Annotated in this window: 20 protein-coding genes and 1 pseudogene; 11 read left to right on the top strand and 10 right to left on the bottom strand. The window is 67.2% G+C overall.

All coding sequences use genetic code 11. The annotated features are described in order from the left end of the window. Nucleotides 1-35: 35 nt before the first annotated feature. From CR918_RS13920 to CR918_RS13910, 3 genes are read right to left on the bottom strand one after another with little or no spacing between them, the layout of a single operon-like run. Nucleotides 36-608 carry a YceI family protein gene (locus CR918_RS13920; protein ID WP_099843332.1) on the bottom strand — a complete coding sequence of 191 codons (573 nt, stop codon included), beginning with the start codon at nt 606-608 and terminating at the stop codon, nt 36-38. Nucleotides 609-611: 3 nt separating this feature from the next. Continuing rightward, entirely contained in the window at nt 612-1,184 is a 573-nt protein-coding gene (locus tag CR918_RS13915; RefSeq protein ID WP_025877835.1) for a cytochrome b, read from the bottom strand. Next, nucleotides 1,181-1,825 carry a YceI family protein gene (locus CR918_RS13910; protein ID WP_025877837.1) on the bottom strand — a complete coding sequence of 215 codons (645 nt, stop codon included), beginning with the start codon at nt 1,823-1,825 and terminating at the stop codon, nt 1,181-1,183. Before CR918_RS13910 ends, CR918_RS13915 begins: the two co-directional genes overlap by 4 nt. Nucleotides 1,826-1,990: 165 nt before the next feature. On the opposite strand from CR918_RS13910, the gene CR918_RS13905 reads away from it, so the two are divergent. Both CR918_RS13905 and CR918_RS13900 read left to right on the top strand, forming a co-directional pair. Further along, nucleotides 1,991-5,536 (top strand): sensor histidine kinase, encoded by a 3,546-nt coding sequence (locus CR918_RS13905; RefSeq protein ID WP_025877838.1) that lies wholly within the window; start codon nt 1,991-1,993, stop codon nt 5,534-5,536. 96 nt (nt 5,537-5,632) lie between these two features. Further along, nucleotides 5,633-9,163, top strand: coding sequence for a hybrid sensor histidine kinase/response regulator (locus tag CR918_RS13900; RefSeq protein ID WP_099843330.1), 3,531 nt, complete (start codon nt 5,633-5,635; stop codon nt 9,161-9,163). Nucleotides 9,164-9,792: 629 nt separating this feature from the next. Here the strand turns inward: CR918_RS13900 and mdtD are convergent. The 5 genes from mdtD to CR918_RS13865 all read right to left on the bottom strand — a co-directional run bounded on the left by mdtD (nt 9,793) and on the right by CR918_RS13865 (nt 14,424). Continuing rightward, nucleotides 9,793-11,202, bottom strand: coding sequence for a multidrug transporter subunit MdtD (mdtD, locus tag CR918_RS13885; protein ID WP_025876990.1), 1,410 nt, complete (start codon nt 11,200-11,202; stop codon nt 9,793-9,795). A gap of 91 nt (nt 11,203-11,293) precedes the next feature. Next, nucleotides 11,294-12,376 (bottom strand): uroporphyrinogen decarboxylase, encoded by a 1,083-nt coding sequence (gene hemE / locus CR918_RS13880; protein ID WP_032951968.1) that lies wholly within the window; start codon nt 12,374-12,376, stop codon nt 11,294-11,296. A gap of 28 nt (nt 12,377-12,404) precedes the next feature. Then, a complete protein-coding gene (locus CR918_RS13875; protein ID WP_025876992.1) occupies nt 12,405-12,644 on the bottom strand; it encodes a WGR domain-containing protein in 240 nt (79 codons plus the stop codon). A gap of 128 nt (nt 12,645-12,772) precedes the next feature. Next, on the bottom strand, nt 12,773-13,885 hold the full coding sequence (gene aroB / locus CR918_RS13870; protein WP_099785081.1) for a 3-dehydroquinate synthase: 1,113 nt from the start codon (nt 13,883-13,885) through the stop codon (nt 12,773-12,775). Then, entirely contained in the window at nt 13,882-14,424 is a 543-nt protein-coding gene (locus tag CR918_RS13865) for a shikimate kinase (protein WP_032976596.1), read from the bottom strand. Before CR918_RS13865 ends, aroB begins: the two co-directional genes overlap by 4 nt. A 98-nt stretch (nt 14,425-14,522) precedes the next feature. On the opposite strand from CR918_RS13865, the gene CR918_RS13860 reads away from it, so the two are divergent. Then, nucleotides 14,523-14,726, top strand: coding sequence for a dodecin family protein (locus tag CR918_RS13860; RefSeq protein ID WP_025876997.1), 204 nt, complete (start codon nt 14,523-14,525; stop codon nt 14,724-14,726). A 6-nt stretch (nt 14,727-14,732) separates the two neighbouring features. Here CR918_RS13860 and CR918_RS13855 read toward each other — a convergent pair whose 3' ends face one another. Beyond that, nucleotides 14,733-15,560 carry a kinase gene (locus CR918_RS13855; protein WP_099843325.1) on the bottom strand — a complete coding sequence of 276 codons (828 nt, stop codon included), beginning with the start codon at nt 15,558-15,560 and terminating at the stop codon, nt 14,733-14,735. A gap of 40 nt (nt 15,561-15,600) precedes the next feature. Between CR918_RS13855 and pdxH the strand changes: the two genes are divergently transcribed. The 3 genes and pseudogenes from pdxH (at nt 15,601) to CR918_RS13840 (ending at nt 17,207) form a co-directional block, all read left to right on the top strand. Next, entirely contained in the window at nt 15,601-16,200 is a 600-nt protein-coding gene (pdxH, locus tag CR918_RS13850; RefSeq protein ID WP_033831770.1) for a pyridoxamine 5'-phosphate oxidase, read from the top strand. A 9-nt stretch (nt 16,201-16,209) separates the two neighbouring features. Beyond that, complete coding sequence (locus CR918_RS13845; RefSeq protein WP_099843323.1) at nt 16,210-16,557, top strand: YqfO family protein; 348 nt, start codon at nt 16,210-16,212, stop codon at nt 16,555-16,557. A 186-nt stretch (nt 16,558-16,743) separates the two neighbouring features. Then, a pseudogene (locus tag CR918_RS13840) lies at nt 16,744-17,207 on the top strand (DoxX family protein). A 145-nt stretch (nt 17,208-17,352) separates the two neighbouring features. On the opposite strand, the gene prpR reads toward CR918_RS13840, so the two are convergent. Further along, a complete protein-coding gene (gene prpR / locus CR918_RS13835) occupies nt 17,353-18,936 on the bottom strand; it encodes a propionate catabolism operon regulatory protein PrpR (RefSeq protein WP_099843321.1) in 1,584 nt (527 codons plus the stop codon). A 153-nt stretch (nt 18,937-19,089) separates the two neighbouring features. Here prpR and prpB point away from each other — a divergent pair, with 153 nt between their 5' ends. From prpB to CR918_RS13810, 5 genes are all read left to right on the top strand, one after another. Beyond that, nucleotides 19,090-19,983, top strand: a complete 894-nt coding sequence (gene prpB, locus CR918_RS13830) for a methylisocitrate lyase (protein WP_099844381.1) — start codon at nt 19,090-19,092, stop codon at nt 19,981-19,983. A 35-nt stretch (nt 19,984-20,018) separates the two neighbouring features. Beyond that, nucleotides 20,019-21,176: a bifunctional 2-methylcitrate synthase/citrate synthase gene (prpC, locus tag CR918_RS13825; RefSeq protein ID WP_025877010.1), complete on the top strand. Its 1,158-nt coding sequence runs from the start codon at nt 20,019-20,021 to the stop codon at nt 21,174-21,176. Nucleotides 21,177-21,285: 109 nt separating this feature from the next. Further along, nucleotides 21,286-23,904: a Fe/S-dependent 2-methylisocitrate dehydratase AcnD gene (acnD, locus tag CR918_RS13820; protein WP_099785071.1), complete on the top strand. Its 2,619-nt coding sequence runs from the start codon at nt 21,286-21,288 to the stop codon at nt 23,902-23,904. 51 nt (nt 23,905-23,955) lie between these two features. Then, the gene (prpF, locus tag CR918_RS13815; RefSeq protein ID WP_099843319.1) at nt 23,956-25,134 is read left to right on the top strand and encodes a 2-methylaconitate cis-trans isomerase PrpF; all 1,179 of its coding nucleotides are present in this window, start codon (nt 23,956-23,958) and stop codon (nt 25,132-25,134) included. 186 nt (nt 25,135-25,320) lie between these two features. After that, the gene (locus CR918_RS13810) at nt 25,321-26,781 is read left to right on the top strand and encodes a bifunctional 2-methylcitrate dehydratase/aconitate hydratase (RefSeq protein WP_099843317.1); all 1,461 of its coding nucleotides are present in this window, start codon (nt 25,321-25,323) and stop codon (nt 26,779-26,781) included. Nucleotides 26,782-26,788: the final 7 nt, after the last annotated feature.

The following is a 26,788-nucleotide window of genomic DNA, read 5'->3' as shown; positions in this document are numbered from 1 at the left end:
CGGGCATGGCCCGGCGCTGCCAGGACGAAGGCGTCTTATTTCGCGTCGAACTTCACGATCGTGCTGATCGCGGTTTCGTCCGGGATGGTCTTGGTATCAGCCCAGTCGCCGCCACCGACACCGAAGTCCAGGCGCTTGACCGTGGCCTTGCCGGTCAGCACCGGCTGCGCGCCGGGCTTCCAGGTGAAAGTGAAGGTGACCGGCTTGCTCACGCCGCGCAGTTCCAGCGTGCCGTCGGCGGCGAACTGGTCGTTGCCGAGCGCGCGGAAGCCCTTGGCGGTGTAGCGTGCGGTAGCGAACTTGCCGACGTTGAAGAAATCCGCGCCCTGCAGGGTGGAGTCGCGGTCGCTGTTGCCGCTCTTGGCGCCGGCCAGCGGAATCACCACGTCCAGCGAACCTGCGGACGGATTGGCCGGGTCGAAGCTGAGCTTGGTGGCAAAGCCCGGGAAGCTGCCGGTGAACACTTCACCGTCGTATTTGGTGGCAAAGGCCAGGAACGAACCGGCACCCGGCGCCTGGGCGTAATCGGCGGCGAGCGCCGGTGCGGTGGCCAGCATGCCGGCAAGGGCGGCGGCCACAGCGGCCGGGGTGGTCAGTTTCAGGTTCATCGGTCAGTCCTTCTGGGGAGAGGCGAGCCAGCCACGCGGCAACATCCGGGACAGGGTGGCATCGCGCTGGAAAAGGTGGTGGTAGAAGGCGGCACCGGCATGGGCCAGCACCACCGCGATCAACAGCCAGAAGCCGTATTCGTGCAGGGCATGGGATACCGCCACGATCTGCGGATCCGGTCCGCTCAGCTTGGGCACATCGACCAGACCGAACCAGCGGAACGGACGCAGGCCGCTGGCCGAGTCGTACAGCCAGCCCGACAACGGGATGGCGAACATCAGCACATACAGCAGCACATGGGTGGCGCTGGCGATGCGCTCCTGCCAGCCCGGCACGCCGGGTACCGGCTTGGGGGCACCGGCATACAGGCGCCAGCCCAGGCGCAGCACCACCAGTGCCAGTACGGTGATGCCGATCGACTTGTGCGCGGTATAGACCCAGAAATACTTGGGCGTCTTCGGCAGCTCGCCCATGGTCAGGCCGACGATGCCCAGGGCGAGAATCAGCAGTGCGATCAGCCAGTGCAGGGTCTGGCTGACACTCCCCCAGGCGGCAGGGGTGTTCTTGGCGGTCATGAAGGGTCCTTGGTGGCCGTCTGGCTGTCGGAGTGGGGTTGGGGCGGGGGAGTTCCCGGAGAATCGCTGCGGTCGAGCGTGGCTTCAGCCTCGATCCGCACCTGCACCGCATCACCGATCACGCCCGGCCAGGCGGTGATGCCGAAGGCACGCCGGCTCAGCGTGGTGGTGGCGGAGAAGCCGGCCGTACGCCGGAAGGGTGGCAGTGGATAGCGTTTGACCTGGTTCAATGTCACCTCCAGCGCGACTTCCTGGCTGACCCCGCGCAGGGTCAGGGTGCCCAGTACGCGCGCATGGCGGGCATCGATCGGTTCGACATGGCGGGAGACGAAGCGGGCGGTGGGGAAACGTTCGCCATCGAGCAGGCTGCGCGCCAGGGTTGCCTGGTTCCACTTGGCATCACCAAGGTCCAATCGCGACACCGGAATCTCGACGTCCAGTGTCGCATCGCGCCAGTTGTCGCTATCGAACTGCAACTGGCCCTGGCTTCCGGAGATCGTACCCAGCGCCTGCGAGTAGCCGGCATGGTCGATCGCAAACAGCACACGGGTGTGCACCGGATCGATGCGGTAGGCCTCGTTGCCTGCCCAGGCGGGGGCCACGGCAAGCAGCATCGGCAGCAGGGCCAGGCAGTGGCGCATCGGCGGGGGGCTCCGGGAAAAAGACCGTTCGATCATACCCATAGCCCCCGCGCAACGCTGTGTGCACGGCTGCAACAGTTCGTGGTGCCGATGTGGCCGGAAACAGGCTGTTGCAGCGATGGCTGCAGCCCTGTGTGACAATCGGCACAGGACAGGGGGTTCAGGATGAAGAGCGGCTGGCGCCGGTGGTGCCAAGGCATTGCAGGAGCAGGTCTGGTGCTGTTGGCGCTTTCGGCTGCAGCGGCGACCTTGGACATGGCCGGTGAAACACCGCGCCTGCGCCGTTTCGGCGCGGCCGAGGGATTGCCCTCGCGCATGGTGGTGGCGCTGGCCGAAGACCGACAGGGCCGCGTGTGGGCCGCCACCGACGGCGGCCTGGCCCGCTATGACGGCGGTGAGCTGCGGGTCTGGCAGCACGACCCGGCACAACCGGATTCGCTGCCCGGCAACGAGATCGAAACCCTGCTGGTCGACCCGCTCGACCGGGTATGGGTGGGCATCAACGGCAAGGGGCTGGCCCGGCTGGATGCCGACCGCGAACGCTTCAAGACCTTCGATTCCGTCACTGAAGGGTGCCAGGGACAGTTCTGGACCCTGGCCTACGCCGAGGATGCGCTATGGGTCGGCAGCAGCAGCCATGGGGTCTGCCGCGTCGGCGAAGATGGCTCGCTGCGCCATTTCCAGCATGATCGGGCGCAGCCCGGCGGTCTGCCGAGTGACACCGTCTTCAGCAGTCTGGTGGATGCGCAGGGACGGCTGTGGGTGGGCACCGAAGCCGGTGTGGCGCGCTGGAACGGCCACGCCTTCGAAGCCGTGGCGCCGCGCGAACTGGCGGCGGTGAGCGTGCTGAGGCTGAGCCGCGATGCCGATGGCGCGATCTGGGTCGGTACGCAGAACGACGGCCTGTATCGCATCGATGCGCAGGATCGGGTGACGCGACCGGCCTGGGCCGACAGTGCCCGCCTGCGCTCGGCACTGGTCCTGGCCGACAGCCACGGAGGCTACTGGGCGGGAACTTCCGATGGCCTGCTGCGTGGTGACGGCCAGGTGCTGCGCAGGCTGGAAGGCGACCGTGGCAGTGGTTTCCTGACCGGCCACAGTGGCGTGCTCGACCTGATGCAGGACCATGAGGGAGGGCTGTGGGTCGCACTGCTGACCCAGGGCCTGGCTTACCTGCCGCCCGACTGGCGACGCTTTTCAACCTGGTACCAGTTCGATGGCAAGCCGCTGGACAGCCAGTACCTGTTGAGTGCTGCCAGCGACGGTCGCAGCTACTACGTCGGCTCTGCGCATGGCGTCTACCAGATCGATGCACAGGGGACGTTGAGCCTGCTGGTCAGCGACCGCGAACTGGGCAGCGGCGCGGTGTGGTCGGTGCTGCCACGTCCCGACGGCAGGCTGTGGCTCGGCCGCGCGGGGCGCATCAGCGTCTACGACCCCGCCACCGGTGTGCTGCGCGACTGGCGCATTGGCGGTGGCGCCGACCTTCGGCAGCGGATCGATCTGATGCGGCAGGCCCCCGATGGCACGGTCTGGGTATCGGTGATGAACCTGGGCCTGCAACAGCGCAGTGCCGACGGCCGCCTGCTGCGCAGTTTCGACGGCGCTACGCTGCGAGGCAGCACCGACGCGCCGGTCGAGCAGATCCGCTTCGATGCCGGCGGGCACGCCTGGGTGGTCGGGGAAATGGGCATCTGGCGCGAGCAGGGAGATCGCTTCGAAGCGGTGCCCGGCGTTTCCAGGGGGCCCATCTACGATCTGGTATGGATCGATCCCCGGCAGTTGTGGATCGCACGCCAGGGCGCATTCGAGCGCTACCAGTGGGATGGCCTGAGCCTGCGCCTGATCCAGCGCGTCGATGCCAGTGCCGGCGTGCCGCCGGTCAGCATGGGTGGGCTGGCCCTGGCCCGGAACGGCCAGTTGTGGGCGACGACGCCCCGCGGCCTGCTGCGCTGGGATCCGAAACAGCGTCGCCTGCAGATCTTCAATGAACGCGACGGCCTGCTTGATGCCGAGTTCACCGGACGCCCACCGGCAATCGATGCCGATGGGCGGGTGCTGGCCGTTACCCAGACCGGCATGGTGGGCTTCGATCCGAATGCTGCCGACGCCGAGCTGCCACCCTCGCAGCTGGTGATCGCGCAGGTTCGCGTCCGTCGCGATGATGCGCGCGGCTGGCAGCCCTTGCCGACCTCCGGCCTGCTGTTGCTGGGGCCCGACGACCGTGATCTGCAGATCGATGCACGGCTGCTGTCCTACGCCAACCCGCAGGGCAACCGCTACCGGTTCCGCGTGCAGGGATACGACCAGAACTGGGTGGAACAGGGCGGAGACGGCCAACGCACGTTGTCGCGGCTGCCGCCCGGCACCTACGCCATCGAGGTGCAGGCCGCGACGGCCAGTGGTCCGTGGACGCCCTCGCAGCAGTTGCACATCAAGGTACTGCCCCCCTGGTGGCGCAGCGGCATGGCGATCTTCGGCTATGCAATGCTGGGCTCGCTGTTGCTGTTGGCACTGCTGTGGTCGATCCGCAGGCGGCTGCGGCGACGCCAGCAGTGGCAGTTGACGGTGCACAAGCAGCAGATCGCCGAGCAGGCATCGCAGGCCAAGAGCCGCTTCCTGGCGACCCTGGGCCACGAAGTACGCACGCCGATGACCGGTGTACTGGGTATGAGCGAACTGCTGCTGTCCACCGAACTGGACCCGGTGCAGCGCAGCTATGCCGGTTCGATCCAGCAGGCCGGCAGCCATCTGCTGCGCCTGGTCAACGATGCGTTGGACCTGGCACGGATCGAGGCCGGCCGGCTTGAACTGGACATCCGCCCGTTCGACCTGGGCGGACTGCTGGACCAGGTGCAGGCGTTGATGCAGCCGATGGCACAACAGCGCAGGCTGGCGTTCCAGCGCGGGGAGGCATTGCCAGGCCCGATCTGCGTCAGTGGCGATGAGATGCGCGTCCGCCAGATCCTGCTGAACCTGCTGGGCAACGCGATCAAGTTCACTGAGCGTGGGCATGTCGGCCTGGCGGCGCGCCTGGACGACGACGGTGGCGCGGTGACGTTCGAGGTCAGCGACAGCGGGCCGGGCATCAATGCCGAGCAGCAGCAGCGCCTGTTCCACCGCTTCGAACAGGCCGATGGCCCGCGTACCGCCTCGCGCTATGGTGGCAGCGGGCTGGGCCTGGCGATCTGCCAGGAGCTGGCGGTGGCGATGGGCGGCCGCATCGATGTCGACAGCCAGCCGGGGCGTGGCGCACGCTTCGCCGTGCGGCTGCCGCTGCCGTGGAGCCGGCAGCAGGCCTCCAGCCCTGGCGAGGCAGCGTCGCCGATGCTGCCTGCACTGCGCATCCTGCTGGTCGAGGACGATGCCACCGTTGCCGAGGTCATCGCCGGTCTGCTGCGCAGCCGTGGCCATGAGGTGGTGCACGTGCTGCATGGCCTGGGCGCACTGTCGGAAATATCCACCGAGGGGTTCGACGTCGGCCTGCTCGACCTCGACCTGCCGGCACTCGATGGCACCGCCATCGCCCGCCAACTGCGCGCGATGGGCTACGAACTGCCGTTGGTGGCCGTTACCGCGCGCTCGGATGCCTATGCCGAGGCGCAGGTGCTTGCGGCCGGATTCGATGGTTTCCTGCGCAAGCCGGTGACCGGCGATCTGCTGGTGGCAGCCATCGCCCAGGCACGCAGCAAACGCCAGATCATCAGCTGAGTACGGCATCCTGCGGCGTGAATCGCGCAGCTTTCGGTTTACCATGCCGACGCCCACGGCGTGGGCATCATCAACAGCAGCGTGAGGAGGCCATCGGTGGTGTATCTGCGGGCAGTGACGCTGCTGATGCTGCTGCTGTGCTGCCTGGTGCCCGCTGCCGCGCAGCCGGTGCCACCTTCGCCGCGCCAGGTCACCGTGTTCGATGGGCTGCCGTCCAACACCGTCAACCGCATGGCCGAGGACCGCTACGGCTACCTGTGGATTGCCACCAACGATGGCCTGGCCCGCTACGACGGGCGCAACTACCGCATCTGGCGTTCCGAAGACGGCCTGCGCGACAACCGCATCTGGAGCGTGCTGGTCGATGCCCGCAACGAGCTGTGGATCGGCACTGAAAATGCCGGCCTGGTGCGGATGTCGGCCGATCGCCGCCAGCTGCGCTTCTACGATCGCAGCAGCCAGCCGCTGATGGGCAGCAACACCGTCTGGAGCTTGGCTGCGACACCGGATGGCGCGATCTGGTTCGGCACCCACGAGGGCGGCCTGTACCGGCTGGACAGCAATGACCGTCTGCAGCGGTTCCTGCCCGAAGCGAACAACCCGCGCAGTCTGCCGGCCGCGTCGGTGCCCTACCTGGCCACGCTCGCCGATGGCAGCCTGTGGGTCGGCACCAAGCATGGCGTGGCGCGCTGGACCGGTACCGATTTCGAACGCATCGGCAGCGACCTGGTGCCCAGCCTGCTGATCAATGGACTGACCGCAGAACCCGACGGCAGCCTCTGGATCAGCACGCTGGCCGGGGCCACGGTGCGGCGCCCGGATGGCCGTTTCGAATCCGTTCCCTGGACATTGCCGGCCGGCGACCAGGTGCTGGGCATGATGCTGCGCGACGAGCAGGGCGGGCACTGGCTGGACACGCGCAGCGGCCTGGGCCGGGGCATCGATGGCCGCTACCAGACCGTACCGCTGTACAGCGCCATCGCCCGTGGCCTGGTGCGGCCGAACTGGACCGGCGCCTATGAGGACCGCGAAGGCGGCATCTGGCTGGCCAGTACCAATGCCGGCCTGTGGCACCTGCTTCCGCGCTGGTGGCAGTTCTCGGTGTTCTCGCGGCTGGAGGATGATCCGTCCTCGCTGCGCAATTCCTATGTGCTCGGTACCAGCCCCTCCAGCAATGGCGGGGTGTGGACGGTCGGCAGCCATGGCGCGCTGGACCGCTTCAATCCGCGCACGGGCGTGATCGAGCAGCACCGCACCTTCGTCAACGGCATGCACTGGCTGACCTCGGTGCGCGAAGACCGGCAGGGCCAGGTGTGGGTGGGCTCGACCGACGCCCTGATGCGCTACGACCCGCGTCGTGGCGAGCTGCGGCGCTGGGGGCGGGACTCGGGCGCGGACGCGACCATGGAAGGCAACATCGAGGCGATGATGACCTGCGATGGCGACAGCCTGTGGTTGATGCTGTCATCGGGGCTGCAGCAGCGTGATCTGGACGGGCACGTGCGCCGGCGGCTGGAAAACGGCGAGGACGGTCTACAGGCCGGTCAGCTCAATCTTGACGTGGAATGCGGCCCGCAGGACCGGATCTGGCTGGCCAGCAGCCGCGGCCTGCTGCAATGGCAGCCGGATGCGCAGCGCTTCCAGCCGGTGCCCGGTGCGCCGGCCACTGCGGTGTACGCCCTGCACGTGGGCAAGGACGGCCAGGTCTGGTTGTCCGAGGATGGTCGCCTGTCGCGGTATCTCTGGAGCCAGGGCCGGCTGGAACGGCAGGCGGTAGTGGGCGCCGAGCAGGGCTATCCGGCGATTTCCGCTACCGGCCTGGTGGTCGACGCGCAGGGCGTGGCGTGGGCCACCAGCGCCCGCGGCCTGGTGCGGGTGAGTGCCGATGGCGAGAGCGTACGCCTGTACGGGGTGCACGATGGGCTGCCCAGCCAGGAGTTCCGCGAACACACCCTGATCGCTTCCTCGGCGGGGCGCATGGTGGCAGGTACCCCCGCCGGTGTGGTGGTGTTCGATCCCGAACAGGTTCGACCGTCCACCCGGCGTGCGCCGCTGGTGATCGAGCGGGTGGAGGTACGCCGCAACGAGCAGCTGCTGGACCTGACCCATGACACGCCGCTGCAGATCGCCGATGGTGACCGCGACCTGCGTATCGTCGCGCGCCTGTTGTCCTTCGCCGATTCGGCTTCCAACACCTACCGCTACCGGTTGGCCGGCTACGACCCGGATTGGGTCGAGGTGGGCCCGGCAGGCGAGCGCCTGTTCTCGCGCCTGCCACCCGGCGCCTATCGGCTGGAAGTGCAGGCGCGCTCGGCCGACCACGTGTGGTCGCGGGTGCAGACCCTGGAATTCCATGTGCAGCCGCCGTGGTGGCGCAGCTTGTCCGGCCTGCTGGTGCTGGCCTCGATCGGGTTGCTGCTGACCAGCTGGTTCGCCTGGTTGTACCGCCGCCGGCTGCAGCGCCAGCACGCCTACCAGCTCGCCCTGCACAAGCAGGATCTGGCCGAACATGCATCGGCGGCCAAGACGCGCTTCCTTGCCAATCTCGGCCATGAAATCCGCACGCCGATGACCGGGGTGCTGGGCATGAGTGAACTGCTGCTGGCCTCGCCGCTGGATCCGCAGCAGCGCGGCTATACCCAGTCGATCCGGCATGCGGGCGAGCATCTGCTGCACCTGGTCAACGATGCGCTGGACCTGGCGCGGATCGAATCGGGGCGCCTGGAACTGCAGTCCAACGCGTTCGGTCTCAATCGCCTGCTGCAGGACCTGGCCGCGCTGATGGGGCCACTGGCTGCACAGAAGGGCCTGCGGTTCATCCTCGACAACCAGTTGCCGGCAGGGCTGCAGGCGACCGGCGATGCGATGCGGGTGCGGCAGATCCTGCTCAACCTGCTGTCCAACGCGGTCAAGTTCACCAGCCGCGGCAGCATCACGCTGCACGCGCGTTGCGAGGAAGGGCTGCGTGGGCTGTATTTCGAGGTGCGCGATACCGGTCCGGGCATCAGCCAGGAGCAGCAGCAACGGTTGTTCCGGCGCTTCGAGCAGGCCGACGGTGCGCGCACCGCAGCGCAGTACGGCGGCAGCGGCCTGGGCCTGGCGATCTGCCGCGAGCTGGCACTGGCCATGCAGGGCCGGATCCGGGTGGAAAGCCAGCTGGGCAGCGGTACCTGCTTCGGTGTCAGCCTGCCGTTGCCGCTGCAGCAGGGAGCGGCCAGCGACGGAGGTGCCGACAGTGACGCCGCCGCTGCTGCGGTCAACATGCCGCCGCTGCGGGTGTTGCTGGTGGAGGACGATGCGACCGTGGCCGATGTGATGTGTGGGCTGCTGACCACCCGTGGCCATGAAGTGGTCCACGCGGCCCACGCACTGGCCGCGCTGCGTGAAATCAGCGCGGGTGATTTCGATGTCGGCCTGCTCGATCTGGATCTGCCGGGCCTGAGCGGTTTCGAACTGGCCCAGCATCTGCGCAACCAGGGTTACACGTTGCCGCTGCTGGCGGTGACCGCACGCACCGACCCGGACCTGCAGCAGCAGGTGGAAGCGGCCGGCATCGGTGGTTTCCTGCGCAAGCCGGTGACCGGTGAGCTGCTGGTGGAAGCGATCGCCCGCGTGCTGGGGCGGTAGGGGTTAGGCAGGGCTGCGCCCTGCACCCGCCGAATCAACGGCAAAGCAAAAGCAAAAGCAAAAGCTGGCATTCCGTGGGATGGCGGGGTGGGTCCGGTGGCGGGGGACGCTGCAAGTATGTCCATGTAAGCTCGGTCGCCGCATCCATGCGGCTCACGCCCCCGCAACCGGACCCACCCCGCCTTCGACAGATTTCCGCGAACTCTCGGAATGGCATGGCCTGCTCTTGGTGGGTGTCGACCTTGGTCGACACGTAGATCCACGCCATGCGTGGATGAATCTCCGTCGAAATCGAATATTTCGACAATTGAAAGAACAGCATCCGCGCATGGCGTGGACCCATCAGCCACCGGAAAACTGTCAGAGGTGGGGCGGTGTCGGATTGCGGGGTGTCAGCCGCATGGGCCCGAGGCATGCCTCGGGCGGGTTGGGCAGGACGCCCAACCCCGGTCTTGCCGTGTGCGCAGGAAAGCGCACACGAGCAAGCGGCTGCCAAGCCTACAGGGACGTACTTGCGGCGTCCCCGCAATTCGACACCGCCCCGCCATCCCACGGAATACCTGCTGTTGCTGTTGCCGTCGCCCTTGCTTCGGCATCTGCAGGTGCAGGGCGCAGCCCTGCCGAACCCTCTATTCCGCTACTTCTTCTACCTGGCGCGGCTCGGGCTTGGTGTCGGGCAACTGCCAGAAGATCAGCGTCGACGTGAGCGTGATCGCGCCCACGCACAGGAACGTGGCGTGCAGCGCAGCCGTAGCGCCGTGGCCTTCCAGCTGCGTGCCGAATGCGGCCAGCAGGCTGCCTGCGGCGGCTGCACCGAAGCCGGCGGCGAGCATCATCACCATCGACAGCAGGCTGTTGCCGGAACTGGCGAACTCGCGGTCGAGGTCGCGCAGGGTGACGGTGTTCATCACGGTGAACTGCAGCGAATTGACCGCACCGAAGAACGCCAGCTGCAGCAGGCGCACGGCCAGGTGCTGGCCCGGTGTCATCAGGATGAAGCTGGCCATCGCCAGGCCGACCAGCACGGTGTTGGTCATCAGCACGCGGCGATAGCCGTAGCGTTCAACCAGTTTCACCGCCAGCTTCTTCGACACCATGCCTGCGGCGGCCACCGGCACCATCATCAGGCCGGCGTTCATCGGCCCGAGGCCAAGGCCGACCTGCAGCAGCAGCGGAATCAGCATCGGCATGGCACTGCTGCCGATGCGCGAGAACAGGTTGCCGAGAATGCCGATGCGGTAGCTGGGCACGCGGAACAGTGCCAGGGAGAACAGCGGTGCCGTTGAATTTGCCGCGTGCAGCCAGTAACCGACCAGCGCGGCCAGGCCGGCCACGGTCATCAGCATCACCAGCGCGTGTGGTGTGCCGAGCCCGGAAATCCCATCCAGTGCCAGCGACAGCACCACCATCGCAAACGCCAGCATGGCGTAGCCGCGAAGGTCGAACCGGGTGCGGTGGCTGGCGTAGTGGTCGGGCATGATCTTCATCGCCGCGATGAAGCCGATGACGCCGATCGGCAGGTTGATCAGGAACACCCAGTGCCACGAGGCGATCTCGACCAGCCAACCACCCAGCGTGGGGCCGATCAGCGGACCCACCAGTGCGGGAATGGCGATGAAGCTCATCGCACGCAGGAAGTCCTCGCGTGGCACCGAGCGCATCACCGCCAGGCGCCCGACCGGCAGCAGCATCGCGCCGCCGATGCCCTGCAGTACGCGCGCGGCCACCAGCTGATGCAGCTGCTGCGCCATTGCGCAGGCCAGCGAGCCGAGGGTGAACAGGATGATCGCCACCAGGAAGGTGCGTCGGGTGCCGTAGCGGTCGGCGATCCAGCCGGAGGCGGGAATGAAGGTGGCCACTGCCAGCGCGTAGCTGAAGACCACCGACTGCATCTGCAGCGGGCTTTCGCCGAGGCTGGCCGCCATCGCCGGCAAGGCCGTGTTGACGATGGTCGAGTCCAGCATCTGCATGAAGATCGCCAGCGAAACCAGCCACAGCAGGGGACGCTGGCGGGTGTAGGTCGATGGCGCTGTGGACATGGGGCGTGGCCGGTGCAACGTGGGGGCGCCATGATCGCGCACTGCGGGTCACGGCGCGATCAACATCGCGCCGTGATTGCCTGCGCGATGCTCAGCGTTGGCTGTGTGCGTGCACTGCGTCGACCAGCACCTGTACATGGGCCGGGTCCATGTCCGGCGACATGCCGTGGCCGAGGTTGAACACATGGCCCTCGCGCGAACCACCGTTGCCGGCGGCATAGGTATCGAGCACGCGTGCGGCCGCCGCGGCGATCGCATCAGGCGAGGCATACAACGTGGTCGGATCCAGGTTGCCCTGCAGCGCTACGCGGCCACCGGTGCGGCGCAGCGCTTCGTCCAGGTCCAGCGTCCAGTCCAGGCCGAGCGCATCGGCGCCGGTCTGCGACAGCGCTTCCAGGTGCAGGCCGGTGCCCTTGCCGAACAGGATCAGCGGCGTGCGCTCGCTGCCTTCGCCGCGCTCCAGGCCTTCGGCGATGCGCTGCAGATAACGCAGCGAGAACTCGCGGTACATCGCCGGCGACAGCACGCCGCCCCATGTGTCGAACACCTGCAGGGCCTGCGCACCGGCCGCGCGCTGTGCGCCGAGGTAGGCAATCACCGCGTCGGTGGTTACCTCCAGCAGGCGGTGCAGGGCCTGCGGATGGTTCAGCGCCATCGCCTTGATGCGCGCGAAATCCTTGCTGCCGCCGCCTTCGACCATGTAGCAGGCCAACGTCCACGGGCTGCCCGAGAAACCGATCAGCGGCACCTGGCCATCCAGTTCGCGGCGGATCAGGCGCACCGCGTCCATCACATAGCCCAGATCCTGCTCCATGTCCGGCACCGCCAGCCTGGCGATGGCCGCTTCATCGCGTACCGGGTGGCGGAACTTCGGGCCTTCGCCTTCGACGAAGTACAGCTCCAGGCCCATGGCATCGGGAATGGTGAGGATGTCCGAGAACAGGATGGCCGCGTCCAGCGGGAAGCGGCGCAGCGGCTGCAGGGTGACTTCGCAGGCGATCTCCGGGTTCTTGGCCATGGCCAGGAAGCTGCCGGCCTTGGCCCGGGTGGCGCGATATTCCGGCAGGTAGCGGCCGGCCTGGCGCATCAGCCAGACAGGGGTGCAGTCCACCGGTTCGCGGCGCAGGGCGCGCAGCAGGCGATCGTTGCGGAGAGGGCTGGTCACAGTGGGCATTCCTTGGGCGAAAAGAGCAGCGGCGCAGTCAGTCGCCGTGCGAAAGAATCTGGAAGCCCCGATGCAGTTCGGCATCGCGGGCCTTGTCGTAGGCGTGGCGGGCTTCGTCGGCCGTCAGGTACAGCTCGCGCCGCAGCTGCGAGCGGGCGCCGACGCGGCCGGATTCACGCAGCAGTTCCCAGCCGCCGAACAGGTCCGGGACCAGGGTCAGGCGCAGGAAGCGCGGTGCCTGGGCACCGTCGGCGGGTTGTTGCAGGTGGACGTGCATGGCGCCGATTGTAGCGGGGGCGAGGTGAGCCCTGCCGCAACGCTGATCCGGTAGTGCCGGCCGCTGGCCGGCAACCTCATGAAACCTCCCAGGTAGCGCCGGGCCATACCCGGCGAACGCGGAAGCGGTCAGCCTGCGCCCAGCACCTTCAGTACCGCCGCTTCATCCACGTCCGGTACGACTTCGGCGCGGCCCATGCCACGCCACAGCACCAGGCGCAGGCGACCGGCCACGTTCTTCTTGTCCAGGCGCATGCGGCCGAGCAGGGCCTGCGGGTCCAGCCCGGCGGGGATTGCCACCGGCAGGCCAAGCTGTTCAAGCAGCGCCTGCAGGCGCACCCGGTCGGCGTCGTCGGCCAGGCCCAGGTGGGTGGCGAGGCGGGCCGCCAGCACCATGCCCACCGCTACGGCCTCACCGTGGTTCAGCGCATCGCGCCCCGGTGCGGAGTAGCCCTGTTCGGTTTCGATCGCGTGGCCGAAGGTATGGCCAAGATTGAGCAGGGCGCGTTCGCCCTTCTCGAAGGGATCGCGCTCGACGATGGCGGCCTTGTGCCGGCAGCTGCGGGCGATGGCCTCGGCGATGACCGCATCTTCGCCGGCCACCAGTGCGTCGGCATGCTGCTGCAGCCACTCGAAGAACACCGCATCGCCCAGCGCGCCGTACTTGACCACTTCGGCCAGGCCTGCGCGCAGTTCACGCGGCGGCAGGGTGGCCAGCACGCGGGTATCGGCGATCACCGCACGCGGCGGGTGGAACGCACCGACCAGGTTCTTGCCGGCCGGGATATCCACGGCGGTCTTGCCGCCCACCGAGGAGTCGACCATCGCCAGCAGCGTGGTCGGCAGCTGCACGCAGTCGATGCCGCGCATCCAGCAGGCCGCGGCAAAGCCGGCGAGATCGCCGACTACACCACCACCGAGGGCGAACACGCAGGCATCGCGGGTCGCGCCGAGCGCGGCCAGCGCTTCGATGACCGAGCCGAACTCGGCCAGGGTCTTGGAGGCTTCGCCGGCGGCCAGCACATGCTCAGCCAGGATCAGGTCCGGGCGTGCGGCCAGCAGGGTCTGCTTGGTGGCATCCAGATAGCGTGGCGCAACCTCGCTGTCGCTGACCAGCAAGACATGGCGGCCACGCACATGGCTGGCCAATGCAGCGCCGTCGGCCTGGGCGCCGGCACCGATGGTGATGGAATAGGGGCGGTCGCCGCCAACGGCGACCTGCAGCAGGGCAGGGGAGGTCATGCAGTGGGGTCCTGTCGCTGCCAGTGCGTGGCCAGCTTGACGACAAGCTGGGCAGTGGCATCGGCGGCGGTAAACGGGTCGGTATCAAGAGTGACATCGGCGAGGTCGCGATACAGCGGGTCGCGATGCGCGGCCAGATCATGCAGCACCTGTTCGCGGTCCGGCCGCTGCAGCAGTGGCCGGGCCTTGTCGCGTGACAGACGCTCCAGCTGGGCTGCGACGCTGACCCGCAGGTAGACGACAAAGCCTCGCTTGGCGATCAGGGCGCGATTGTCCGGGTCAAGCACGGCACCGCCGCCGGTGGACACCAGCTGGCCACGGCCGGCCAGCACCTGCGCCAGCGCCTGGCGCTCATGCGCGCGGAAACCGGCTTCGCCGGAATGCTCGAAGATCGTGGGGATGCTGGCCCCGGTCGCATCGACGATGGCCTGGTCGACGTCGACGAAGTCCAGCGTGAAGCGCTCGGCGAGGCGGCGGCCGATGCAGGTTTTACCGGCACCCATCGGGCCGATCAGGATCAGGTTCGGAGCGGGATTCATGCCCTCTGATGCTAACACCTCCGTGCCTTGGCCTTTACGTTCTTCACGTCAGGGTGGAGGTTCCTGCGGGGTATCCCGCGCCTGATGGAGTGCCTGCCATGTCGGTTGCCAAGGTCATCGAAATCAATGCGTCCTCGCCCAAGAGCGTGGAGGACGCAGTGCGCAGCGGTTTGAAGAAGGTGTCCGGGACGGTCAAGGGCATCCAGGGCGCCTGGATCAACGAGACCAAGGTGGTCACCGACGGCAACGGTGAGATCACCGAATGGCGGGTGAACCTGCGGGTCACCTTCCTGGTGGAGTGAGGCTGCTCAGCGCAGCCCTTGCACCTGGCGCTGGGCATCCAGCGCCACTACCCGGTCGGCAATGGCCGGCAGCGCACGCAACGCCTGCCGGCTGACCCGCTCGTAGTACTGCACGAAGCGCTCCAGCTGGGGTCGGTTCATGCCGTGGCGCCCCGGCTGGGCCGCCTGCAGGTTCTGCTCCTGCTGCCAGCGCCAACGCGGCACCACCGAAAAATCAGGGGGTTGCAGGAACCACAAGCGGTCGCAACGCTGCCACAGCGCCGGATAGTCGCGGGCCAGCGCCTGGTTGCACCAGCGCCGCCAACGGCCATCGGCATCGGCCTCGCGCTCCAGGGCGTTGAGCGGGACATCCAGTTCGGCATCGTCCTGCGCCGGGGTTCCCAGGAACCAGCCCTCGAACACCAGCAGGTCCAGCGGCGTTTGCAGCTGCGGCCACTGCGCTTCGGGCAGGCGCTCGTCGGCCAGCTTGTCGAAGCGGGGCAGGGCCAGGGGCTGTCGTGCGGCCACTGCGTCCAGTACCGCATGTGCCAGCGGCAGGTCGTGGGTGCCCGGTGGACCACGGGTGATCAACAACGGATGTACTTGCCGGGCAAGGCGCTGGCGTTGTGCGCGGGTCAGGTAGACATCGTCGATGGACAGCGTTGCGGCGTTCAGGCCACGCGCCTGGGCACGGGCGACCACCTGCGCGGCCAGCGTCGATTTGCCGCTCCCCTGCAGGCCGCTGATCGCCAATACTGGAACGGCTGTGCTGCTGCCCAGCGCGTCATCCAGCGCCTGCTCGACCACTGTTTCGGGGAATCCTTTCACCTGGGGCATGTACGCAGCGGCGACCATGCCGCCACAATAGCCCAAACCGTGTGAGAAGAATGCTGTCATGAGCGACCTGTACGCCGAAGCCCTGTCGACCTTTGCCGCCCTATTCGAAGAAGCGAAACAGAGCCGCGAAGTCGAGCCCAATGCGATGACCGTGGCGACCGCCGATGTGCAGGGCCGGCCATCGGCGCGCACCGTGCTGTTGAAGGCGTTCGATGAGCGCGGCTTCGTGTTCTACACCCACCTGGACAGCCACAAGGGCAACGAGCTGCAGGCCAATCCGCAGGCGGCGCTGCTGTTCCTGTGGCGCAGCCTGCGCGAGGCCGGCATCCAGGTGCGCATCGAGGGACGCGTGGAACAGGTGGCCGATGCCGAGGCCGACGCCTATTTCGCCAGCCGTCCGCGCATGAGCCAGATCGGCGCGTGGGCGTCGCTGCAGTCGAAGACGTTGAACTCGCGCGAGGAGTTCGACGCGCGCGTGGCCGAGGTCGAGGCGCGCTTCGAGGGCAAGGACGTGCCGCGTCCGGACGGTTGGAGTGGACTGCGGGTGGTGCCTGACCGCATCGAGTTCTGGTACGGCGCGCAGTTCCGCCTGCACGAGCGCTGGTGCTATGAAGCCGGTGCCGAGGGTCGCTGGAGCAAGCGCTTGTTGTACCCGTAAGGCACCGTGATGCAACGCGTGCCGCTGTATCGCGTGGTGGTGTTCGTGCCGGTGCCTGCCCTGGAGGCGGTGAAGCAGGGCATCCTTTCGGTGGATGCACTGGTGGCCGGCGATTACGAGCACGGCATGTGGTGGTCCGCGCCGGGGTCCGAACAGTTCCGGCCACGTGTGGGTGCGATCCCCACGCAGGGCGAGGCGGGGCAGACCGAGGTGGTCGACAGCGTGCGGCTGGAGTTCTGCCTGCCGCGCGATCCGCAGCGGCTACAGCGCATCCTCGAGCACGGCATCGTGCCGCATCACCCGTGGCAGGTGCCGGTGGTGCAGGTGGAAGAGATCGAGCTGCTGCTGGCCGGGTAGATCCACGCCATGCGTGGATGGAAAGGTCGGTACACCTGCATCGTAGGGTCGAGCCTGTACGGCTGCCATTGTTCCAACGCGTACCACTGCGAGAGCCGTTTGTCGCGAACGGACCAGCCCGCTTCATCTGCGAGCAGGCCAGCAAACGGCACACTCCGACCGATGCCCTCGAAATCCGGAGTCGCCATGCCCTCCTGGCGTTGCCTGTTTACCGTGCCACCGCCGCGCCACGGCGTGGAGGCGTTCCTGTTGCTGCTCGCCCGTGTCGTCGCCGGGGTGATGTTCTGCGTATCGGGCTGGAACAAGGTATTCACCGACGCCGGGCGCGAGCGGATGGTGCACACGCTGGTCGATGCGGGCATTCCATTTCCAGTAGTCAGTGCGCCGGTGCTCGAGCGATCGAGTGGGTCGCCGGAGGCCTGCTGGTACTGGGCCTGCTCAGCCGCCCATCGGCACTGCTGCTGGCGGCGATCTGCGCGGTGGCGGCGCTGACCGATGGCATCGCGCGTATCCCTGCGGGGCTGAGCGTGCCGGATTGGCTGAGCTGGTTCTTCTACCTGAGCGAAGTGCCGCTGGGCGTGCTGCTGCTATGGGTTGCGGCCGTGGGCAGTGGACGGTTCGCCATCGAAGCGCGCGCGGCGCTCCAGTAGATCCACGCCATGCGTGGATGGGGTGCTTGGGAAAATGCGGTGCGACCCAAGGTTCGCACCCATCAGGCATCGGTCTGCCCTCAACAGACATCGGCGGTTCGCCCGCTGCCTTGCATCGGTTCTGCACCAACCAGACGGCAGGACGTTACAGCCCCTCCGCGCGCAGCCATCGCCACAGCGTGGTGCGTGACACACCCAGCGCCTGCGCCATGCCTTCGCGGTCATTGCGGTGTTCCTGCAGCAGCGCTTGCAGTTGCGCACGCGGCGGGCGCTTGCCGTTGCTTTCCACTGGCAGTGTGGCGGCGCCTTCGTTCACCAGCTCCGGCGCCAGCTGCAGCAGGCGCGCTGCATCGATCAGCCCTTCGCTGGGCTGCCAGTGGATGCGCAGCCTATCCACCAGATTGCGCAGTTCACGTACGTTGCCCGGCCAGTCGGCAGCGCTGAGCAGGGCCAGCGCTTCTGCATCCAGCGGTGCATCGATGCCGCGCAGCTCGCGGAAGAAGTGCGTGGTCAGCAGCGGGATATCGCCTCGCCGTGCACGCAGAGTGGGCAGTTCGATGCGCAGCGCGGCCAGCCGGTAATACAGGTCGCGACGGAAGCTGCCTGCCGCCGCGCGCTGTTCCAGCGATTGCAGGGTGGCGGCGACCACGCGCAGGTCGACCGGGGTCTGTTCGGTGGCGCCCACGCGCAGCACTTCGCGTTCTTCCAGAACCCGCAGCAGACGGGTCTGCAGCGGCAGCGGCAGTTCACCAATCTCGTCCAGGAACAACGTGCCGCCATCGGCTGCCTCGACCAGGCCGACGCGCCCCCCGCGACGCGCACCGGTGAAGGCGCCGTCGCTGTAGCCGAACAGCTCCGCTTCCAGCAGTGATTCGCTGATCGCACCGCAGTTCAGCGCAACGAAGCGACCGCGACGACCGCTGGCGGCGTGCAGCTGGCGTGCAACCAGTTCCTTGCCGGTGCCGGTCTCGCCGGTAACCAGTACGGTGCTGTCGTGCGGGGCGTACAGCGCGATCTGTGCGCGCACGTCGGCCATCGCATTGCTGTCGCCGAGCAGGGCATGCGCATCGTTGCGTGCGGCGGTGCGGCGGCGCGGAGCAGGCCGGCTGCCGCCGGAGCGGGCCATGGCCTGGGTCAGCTCCAGCGCATGCTCGAACGCCTGCCGCACCGAATCAGCCGAGTACAGCAGCACGCCGGGCAGTCCGGCCTGTTCGGCATGGTCGATGGCCATGCCGGTGCCGACGATCACTTCGATACCGTTGGCGCGCAGGTCGGCGATGCAGTCGCGGGCATCTTCGCGGGTGACGAAGCGGCGGTGCTCGATGTCCAGGCCGAAGCTCTGCTGGAAGCTGCTGAACACCGGCACGTCGCTGGCATGGGTGACCAGGCCGATGCGTGGGGCGATGCGGCGGGCGCGCGCCAGCGCTTCCATCAGGTCGAAGCCATTGGCGTGGATCGGTACCAGCGGCAGGTCCAGGCGACCGCGCAACCAGGCCGCGTTTGAGCCGCCGGCAATCACCACGTCGCAGTGCTCGCGGCGCAGGCGCTGGCCGATCACTTCCACGGCCTCCTCGAAGCCCAGGTTGATCTGCTCGATGCGCGCGCGGCGGTCGAATTCGGGAATGACATCGCCCAGCAGGCCGGTCAGGCGCGAGACGCTGACCGTCCAGATCACCGGGCGGCCGGGGTCGGCATCGGCGTGGCGCAGGGGCGAGCGGGGCAGGTACATGCATGGATACCGGGAAGCGATGTTTCATGATACATCTGTTTCAATGTTTCATATGTTTCAGTGTTGCGGGCCGGTCATCTCCGTGAAATCAACCGCTTGCAGGTTGGCACGGTGTTTGCGCTTACCCCTGTGTCCTTCAACCTGGATCGCCGCATGACCGTTTCGAACCTCTCTTCCGCCGGTGCCCGCTTCCGCGAGGCGCTGGCTGCCGAATCGCCGCTGCAGGTGATCGGCGCGATCAACGCCAACCATGCGCTGCTGGCCAAGCGCGCGGGTTTCCGTGCCATCTACCTGTCCGGCGGTGGCGTGGCCGCCGGCTCGTTGGGCCTGCCGGACCTCGGCATCAACACCCTGGAAGACGTGCTGGTGGACGTGCGCCGCATCACCGACGTCTGCGACCTGCCGCTGATGGTCGACATCGACACCGGCTTCGGGCCCAGCGCGTTCAACATCGCGCGCACGGTGAAGTCGCTGATCAAGGCTGGCGCGGCCGCCTGCCATATCGAAGACCAGGTCGGCGCCAAGCGCTGCGGTCATCGCCCGGGCAAGGAGATCGTCTCGCAGGGCGAAATGGTCGACCGCGTGAAGGCCGCTGCCGATGCCAGGACCGATCCGGACTTCTTCCTGATCGCGCGCACCGACGCCATCCAGGTGGACGGCGTGGACAAGGCCATCGAGCGTGCCATCGCCTGCGTCGAAGCCGGTGCCGACGGCATCTTCGCCGAGGCCGCCTATGACCTGGATACCTACCGTCGCTTCGTTGATGCGGTGAAGGTGCCGGTGCTGGCCAACATCACTGAATTCGGCGCGACCCCGCTGTTCAGCCGCGACGAGCTGGCCTCGGCCGGCGTGGCCATCCAGCTGTTCCCGCTGTCCGCTTTCCGCGCCGCCAACAAGGCCGCCGAGAACGTCTACCAGACGGTCCGCCGTGAGGGCCACCAGCGCAACCTGATCGACAGCATGCAGACCCGCGAGGAGCTGTATGACCGTATCGGCTACCACGCCTTCGAGCAGCAGCTCGATGCGCTGTTCGCCGCCAAGAAATAAGCAGTACCCTGCACCATCAAGTTTCGGAGGGAAACATGAACGATACGACCGCAACCCCGACCTTCAAGCCGAAGAAGTCCGTCGCCCTGTCCGGCACCGCTGCCGGCAACACCGCGCTGTGCAGCGTCGGCCGCAGTGGCAACGACCTGCACTACCGTGGGTACGACATCCTGGACCTGGCCAACACCAGCGAGTTCGAGGAAATCGCCTACCTGCTGGTGCATGGCAAGCTGCCGACCCGCGCCGAGCTGGTTTCGTACAAGGCCAAGCTGAAGTCGCTGCGTGGCATTCCGGCCGCGGTGAAGGCCGCGCTGGAAGAACTGCCGCCGTCGGCGCACCCGATGGATGTGATGCGCACCGGCGTGTCCGTGCTCGGCTGCGTGGCGCCGGAGAAGGACGACCACAACCATCCGGGCGCGCGCGACATCGCCGACAAGCTGATGGCCTGCCTCGGTTCGATGCTGCTGTACTGGTACCACTGGAGCCACAACGGCCGCGCGATCGACGTAGAGACCGACGATGACTCCATCGGTGGCCACTTCCTGCACCTGCTGCATGGCGAGAAGCCGCAGGATTCGTGGGTGAAGGCGATGCACACGTCGCTGATCCTGTACGCCGAGCACGAGTTCAACGCCTCGACCTTCGCCTGCCGCGTCATTGCCGGCACCGGCAGCGACATGTACAGCGCGATCTGCGGTGGCATCGGCGCGCTGCGCGGCCCCAAGCACGGCGGCGCCAACGAAGTGGCGTTCGAAGTGCAGAAGCGCTATGACAATCCGGACGAAGCCGAGGAAGACATCAAGGCCCGCGTGGAGCGCAAGGAAGTGGTGATCGGTTTCGGCCACCCGGTCTACACCGTGTCCGATCCGCGCAACAAGGTGATCAAGGACGTCGCCCGCGAACTGTCCGAAGAGCAGTCGAGCATGAAGATGTACGACATCGCCGAGCGCCTGGAAACGGTGATGTGGGACATCAAGAAGATGTTCCCGAACCTGGACTGGTTCAGCGCCGTCAGCTACCACATGATGGGCGTGCCGACCGCGATGTTCACCCCCCTGTTCGTGATCGCCCGCACCGCCGGCTGGAGCGCGCACATCGTCGAACAGCGTATCGACGGCAAGATCATCCGCCCGAGCGCCAACTACATCGGCCCGGAAGATCGCGACTTCGTGGCCATCGACAAGCGTTCCTGATCATCGCCACTGTTGCACTGCTGCATGCATCCGGCCGGCCCCGTGCCGGCCGGATGCCGTCACCGCCGTATTGCCGGCACCCGGCCCGCCACGAGCATTCCGCCAGCCCATGAATACCGATTACCGCAAGACCCTCCCCGGCGCCTCGCTGGACTATTTCGATGCGCGCGCCGCCGTCGACGCGATCCAGCCCGGTGCCTACGCCACGCTGCCGTACACCTCGCGCGTGCTGGCCGAAAACCTGGTGCGTCGCTGCGATCCGGCCACGCTGACCGACTCGCTGAAGCAACTGATCGAGCGCCGTCGCGACCTGGACTTCCCGTGGTTCCCGGCGCGGGTGGTGTGCCATGACATCCTCGGCCAAACCGCACTGGTCGATCTGGCCGGCCTGCGCGATGCGATCGCCGACAAGGGCGGTGATCCGGCCAAGGTCAACCCGGTGGTGCCGGTGCAGCTGATCGTCGATCACTCGCTGGCAGTGGAATGCGGTGGTTTCGATCCGCAGGCGTTCGAGAAGAACCGCGCCATCGAGGACCGCCGCAACGAGGACCGCTTCCACTTCATCGACTGGACCAAGCTGGCCTTCGAGAACGTGGACGTGATTCCGCCTGGCAACGGCATCATGCATCAGATCAACCTGGAGAAGATGTCGCCGGTGATCTACGTGCAGGACGGCGTCGCTTTCCCCGATACCTGCGTGGGCACCGACAGCCACACCCCGCATGTGGATGCGCTGGGCGTGATCGCCATCGGCGTGGGCGGCCTGGAAGCAGAGAACGTGATGCTGGGCCGTGCGTCGTGGATGCGCCTGCCGGACATCATCGGTGTCGAGCTGACCGGTCGGCCGCAGCCGGATATCACCGCCACCGACGTGGTGCTGGCCCTGACCGAATTCCTGCGCAAGGAGCGCGTGGTCGGCGCCTGGCTTGAATTCTTCGGCGAAGGTGCCGCTGCACTCACCATCGGTGATCGCGCCACCATCTCCAACATGTGCCCCGAATACGGCGCAACCGCCGCGATGTTCTACATCGACGGCCAGACCATCGACTACCTGCGCCTGACTGGGCGCGAGGAAAAGCAGGTCGCACTGGTTGAAAACTACGCGCGCAGCACCGGCCTGTGGGCCGATGACCTGGCCACTGCGGAGTACGAGCGTGTACTGCACTTCGATCTCTCGACGGTGGTGCGCAACATGGCCGGCCCGAGCAATCCGCATCGCCGCCTGCCGGTATCGGAACTGGTCGAGCGCGGCATCGCCGATGCCGCCAAACTGGAAGCCGGCAAGGCCGAGCAGGCACAGGGCCTGATGCCGGATGGCGCGGTGATCATCGCCGCCATCACCAGCTGCACCAATACCTCCAACCCGCGCAACGTGATCGCCGCCGGCCTGCTGGCACGCAAGGCCAACGAGCGCGGCCTGCTGCGCAAGCCTTGGGTGAAGTCGTCGCTGGCACCCGGTTCCAAGGCAGTGCAGTTGTACCTGGAAGAAGCGGGCCTGCTGCCGGACCTGGAGAAGCTGGGCTTCGGCATCGTCGCCTTCGCCTGCACCACCTGCAATGGCATGAGCGGCGCGCTGGATCCGAAGATCCAGCAGGAAATCATCGACCGTGACCTGTACGCCACGGCGGTACTGTCGGGCAACCGCAACTTCGACGGCCGCATCCATCCGTATGCGAAGCAGGCGTTCCTGGCCTCGCCGCCACTGGTGATCGCCTACGCCATCGCCGGCACCATCCGCTTTGACATCGAGAAGGATGTGCTGGGCGTGGACACCGAAGGCAATGAAGTGCGCCTGAAGGACATCTGGCCGAGTGACGCCGAGATCGATGCGGTGGTGAAGGCGGCGGTGAAGCCGGAGCAGTTCCGCAGCGTCTACAACCCGATGTTCAACGTACGCGTCGAACACGGCGCAGCGGTGAGCCCGCTGTACGACTGGCGCCCGCAGAGCACCTACATCCGTCGTCCGCCGTACTGGGAAGGTGCACTGGCCGGTGAGCGCTCGCTGGCCGGCATGCGTGCGCTGGCGGTGTTGCCCGACAACATCACCACCGACCACCTGTCGCCGTCCAACGCGATCCTGGCCTCGAGTGCGGCCGGCGAATACCTGGCGAAGATGGGCCTGCCGGAAGAGGACTTCAATTCCTACGCCACCCATCGCGGTGACCACCTGACCGCGCAGCGTGCCACCTTCGCCAACCCGAAGCTGTTCAACGAGATGGTGCGCAATGAAGACGGCAGCGTGAAACAGGGTTCGCTGGCGCGCGTCGAGCCGGAAGGCAAGGTCATGCGCATGTGGGAAGCCATCGAGACCTACATGGAGCGCAAGCAGCCGCTGATCATCATCGCCGGTGCCGACTACGGGCAGGGTTCTTCGCGTGACTGGGCCGCCAAGGGCGTGCGCCTGGCTGGCGTGGAGGCCATCGTTGCCGAAGGCTTCGAGCGCATCCACCGCACCAATCTGATCGGCATGGGCGTGCTGCCGCTGGAGTTCAAGCCGGGCACCACGCGCCTGACCCTGGGCATCGATGGCACCGAAACCTTCGACGTCATCGGTGAACGTACGCCGCGCGCCGAGTTGCGCGTGGTCATCCACCGCCGCGACGGCCAGGACGTGATCGTGCCGGTCACCTGCCGCCTGGACAGTGACGAGGAAGTGGCGATCTACGAGGCCGGCGGCGTGCTGCAGCGCTTCGCGCAGGACTTCCTGGAAGGCGCCAAGGTGGCGTAAGGCATCCGACGGCCCGGCAACGGGCCGTCTTTCATTGCAAGGAACCGTTCCATGGTATTTCTCCCGCAACTCCGTATTCCCGCCACCTACATGCGCGGTGGTACCAGCAAGGGCGTGTTCTTCCGCCTGCAGGACCTGCCCGAGGCCGCGCAGGTGCCGGGCGCCGCACGCGATGCGCTGCTGATGCGCGTGATCGGCTCGCCCGACCCGTATGGCAAGCAGACCGACGGCATGGGTGGGGCTACGTCCAGCACCAGCAAGTGCGTGATCATCTCCACCGCCTCGGTGCCGGATCACGACGTGGATTACCTGTACGGCCAGGTGTCGATCGATACCGCGTTCGTGGACTGGAGCGGAAACTGCGGCAACCTCAGCACCGCCGTTGGTCCGTTCGCGATCGCCAACGGCCTGATCGATCCGGCCCGCGTGCCGCGCGATGGCCTGTGCACCGTGCGCATCTGGCAGGCCAACATCGGCAAGACCATCATTGCCCATGTGCCGATGCGCGATGGGCAGGTGCAGGAGATCGGCGATTTCGAGCTGGATGGCGTGACCTTCCCCGCTGCCGAGATCCAGCTGGAATTCCTCGATCCGTCCGACGATGGTGACGCCGGTGCGATGTTCCCCACCGGCAACTTGATCGATATGCTGGACGTGCCGGGCGTGGGTAGTTTCGAGGTGACGATGATCACCGCCGGCATCCCGACCATCTTCCTCAACGCCGCCGACCTCGGTTACACCGGCACCGAACTGCAGCCGGCGATCAATGAAGACAAAGCCGCGCTGGAGCGCTTCGAGAAGATCCGTGCCTACGGCGCGCTGCGCATGGGCTTGATCCAGAAACTGGAAGACGCGGCGACCCGCCAGCACACGCCGAAGGTAGCCTTCGTCGCCCCCGCGCAGGATTACGTGTCGTCCAGCGGCAAGGCGATCCCGGCCGCGGACATCGATCTGCATGCCCGCGCGCTGTCGATGGGCAAGCTGCACCACGCGATGATGGGCACCGCTGCAGTAGCGATCGGTACCGCCGCGGCGATCCCCGGCACGCTGGTCAACCGTGCTGCTGGCGGCGGCGAGCGCGAGGCCGTGACCTTCGGGCATCCGTCGGGCACGTTGCGCGTGGGTGCGCAGGCCGCACTCGTTGACGGCCAGTGGACGGTGTCCAAGGCCATCATGAGCCGCAGCGCCCGCGTGCTGATGGAAGGCAAGGTGCGCGTGCCGGCCGGGTGATGGCCTGGTAGTCGCCAACCTTGGTTGGCATGGCGCCGGCATTGCGCGGGTGGCGCTGCACCTGCTCTGGTAGGTGCCAACCTTGGTTGGCATGGAAGCGGCATCGCGCGGGTAAGGCCCAGCGCCAACCAAGGTTGGCGACTACCGGGTTTGTCGCAGCGTGCAACCCCACGAGGAGACCGAACAATGTCCGACAGCCACACCCCATCCAACGCCCGTGCAGCCTGGGATGCGCTGCTGGTGGACATCGTCGACTACGTGCGTGACACGCGCATCGACTCGCCGCTGGCGTTCCAGACCGCGCATCACTGCCTGCTCGACACGTTGGGCTGCGGGCTGGAAGCGCTGTCCTTCCCCGCCTGCAGCAAGCTGCTGGGCCCGCTGGTGCCGGGTATCAGCGTGGCCAACGGCGCGCGCGTCCCCGGCACCAACTTCGTGCTCGATCCGGTGCAGGCGGCTTTCAACATCGGCGCGATGGTGCGCTGGCTGGATTTCAACGACACCTGGCTGGCCGCAGAGTGGGGCCACCCCTCGGACAACCTCGGTGGCATCCTCGCCGTGGCCGACTGGCTTGGCCGCAACGCGGCGGCGTTGCGACGCCCGCCGCCGACCGTGCATGACGTGCTGCTGGCGATGATCAAGGCGCACGAGATCCAGGGCGTGCTGGCGTTACGCAACTCTTTCAACCGGGTCGGCCTGGATCACGTGCTGCTGGTCAAGGTGGCCACCACCGCCGTCGTCGCACAGATGCTGGGTCTGGACCGCGAGCGCATGCTCAATGCGGTGTCGCTGGCCTGGGTGGATGGACAGGCGCTGCGCACCTACCGGCATGCGCCCAACACCGGTTCGCGCAAAAGCTGGGCAGCCGGTGATGCGACCAGCCGTGGCGTACGCCTGGCGCTGATGGCCGCCACCGGCGAGATGGGCTACCCCAGCGTGCTCAGTGCACCGACCTGGGGCTTCGAGGCGGTATCGATGCATGGCCAGGCGCTGACCCTCGGCCGCCCCTTCGGCAGCTACGTGATGGAGAACGTGCTGTTCAAGATCAGTTTCCCGGCCGAATTCCACGGGCAGACGGCGGTGGAGGCGGCGATCATCCTGCACCAGCAGCTGCGCGCGCAGGGGCGAACGGCCGAGGACATCGAGCACATCGCGATCCGTACCCAGGAAGCCTGCATCCGCATCATCGACAAGCAGGGGCCGTTGCACAACCCGGCCGACCGCGATCACTGCGTGCAGTACATGGTGGCCATCGCACTGCTGCATGGGCGGCTGGTGGCCGAGGATTACGAGGACGACATGGCGGCCGATCCGCGCATTGACGCGCTGCGCGCGAAGATGACCTGCCATGAAGACCCGCAGCTCAGCGCCGACTACCTGGACCCGGACAAGCGCAGCATCGCCAACGGGCTGACGGTGCGCTTCAACGACGGCAGCGCGCTGCCGGAGATGCTGGTGGAGTACCCGCTGGGCCACGCACGCCGGCGCGCAGAGGGTATCCCGCTGCTGATGGACAAGTTCCGCCGGCACCTGGCGCACCGCTTCCCCACCGCCCAGCAGCAGCGCATCCTGGCCGCCTCGCTGGACCCGGTGGCCTTGGCGGCGATGCCGGTGACCGACTACGTGGACCTGTACCTGCCGGGGTAGGGGGCAC

The sequence above is a fragment of the Stenotrophomonas indicatrix genome, assembly GCF_002750975.1.
GTDB lineage: Bacteria > Pseudomonadota > Gammaproteobacteria > Xanthomonadales > Xanthomonadaceae > Stenotrophomonas > Stenotrophomonas indicatrix.
Note: the sequence above shows the minus strand (reverse complement) of the source record. Positions and strands in the feature narration are given on the sequence as shown.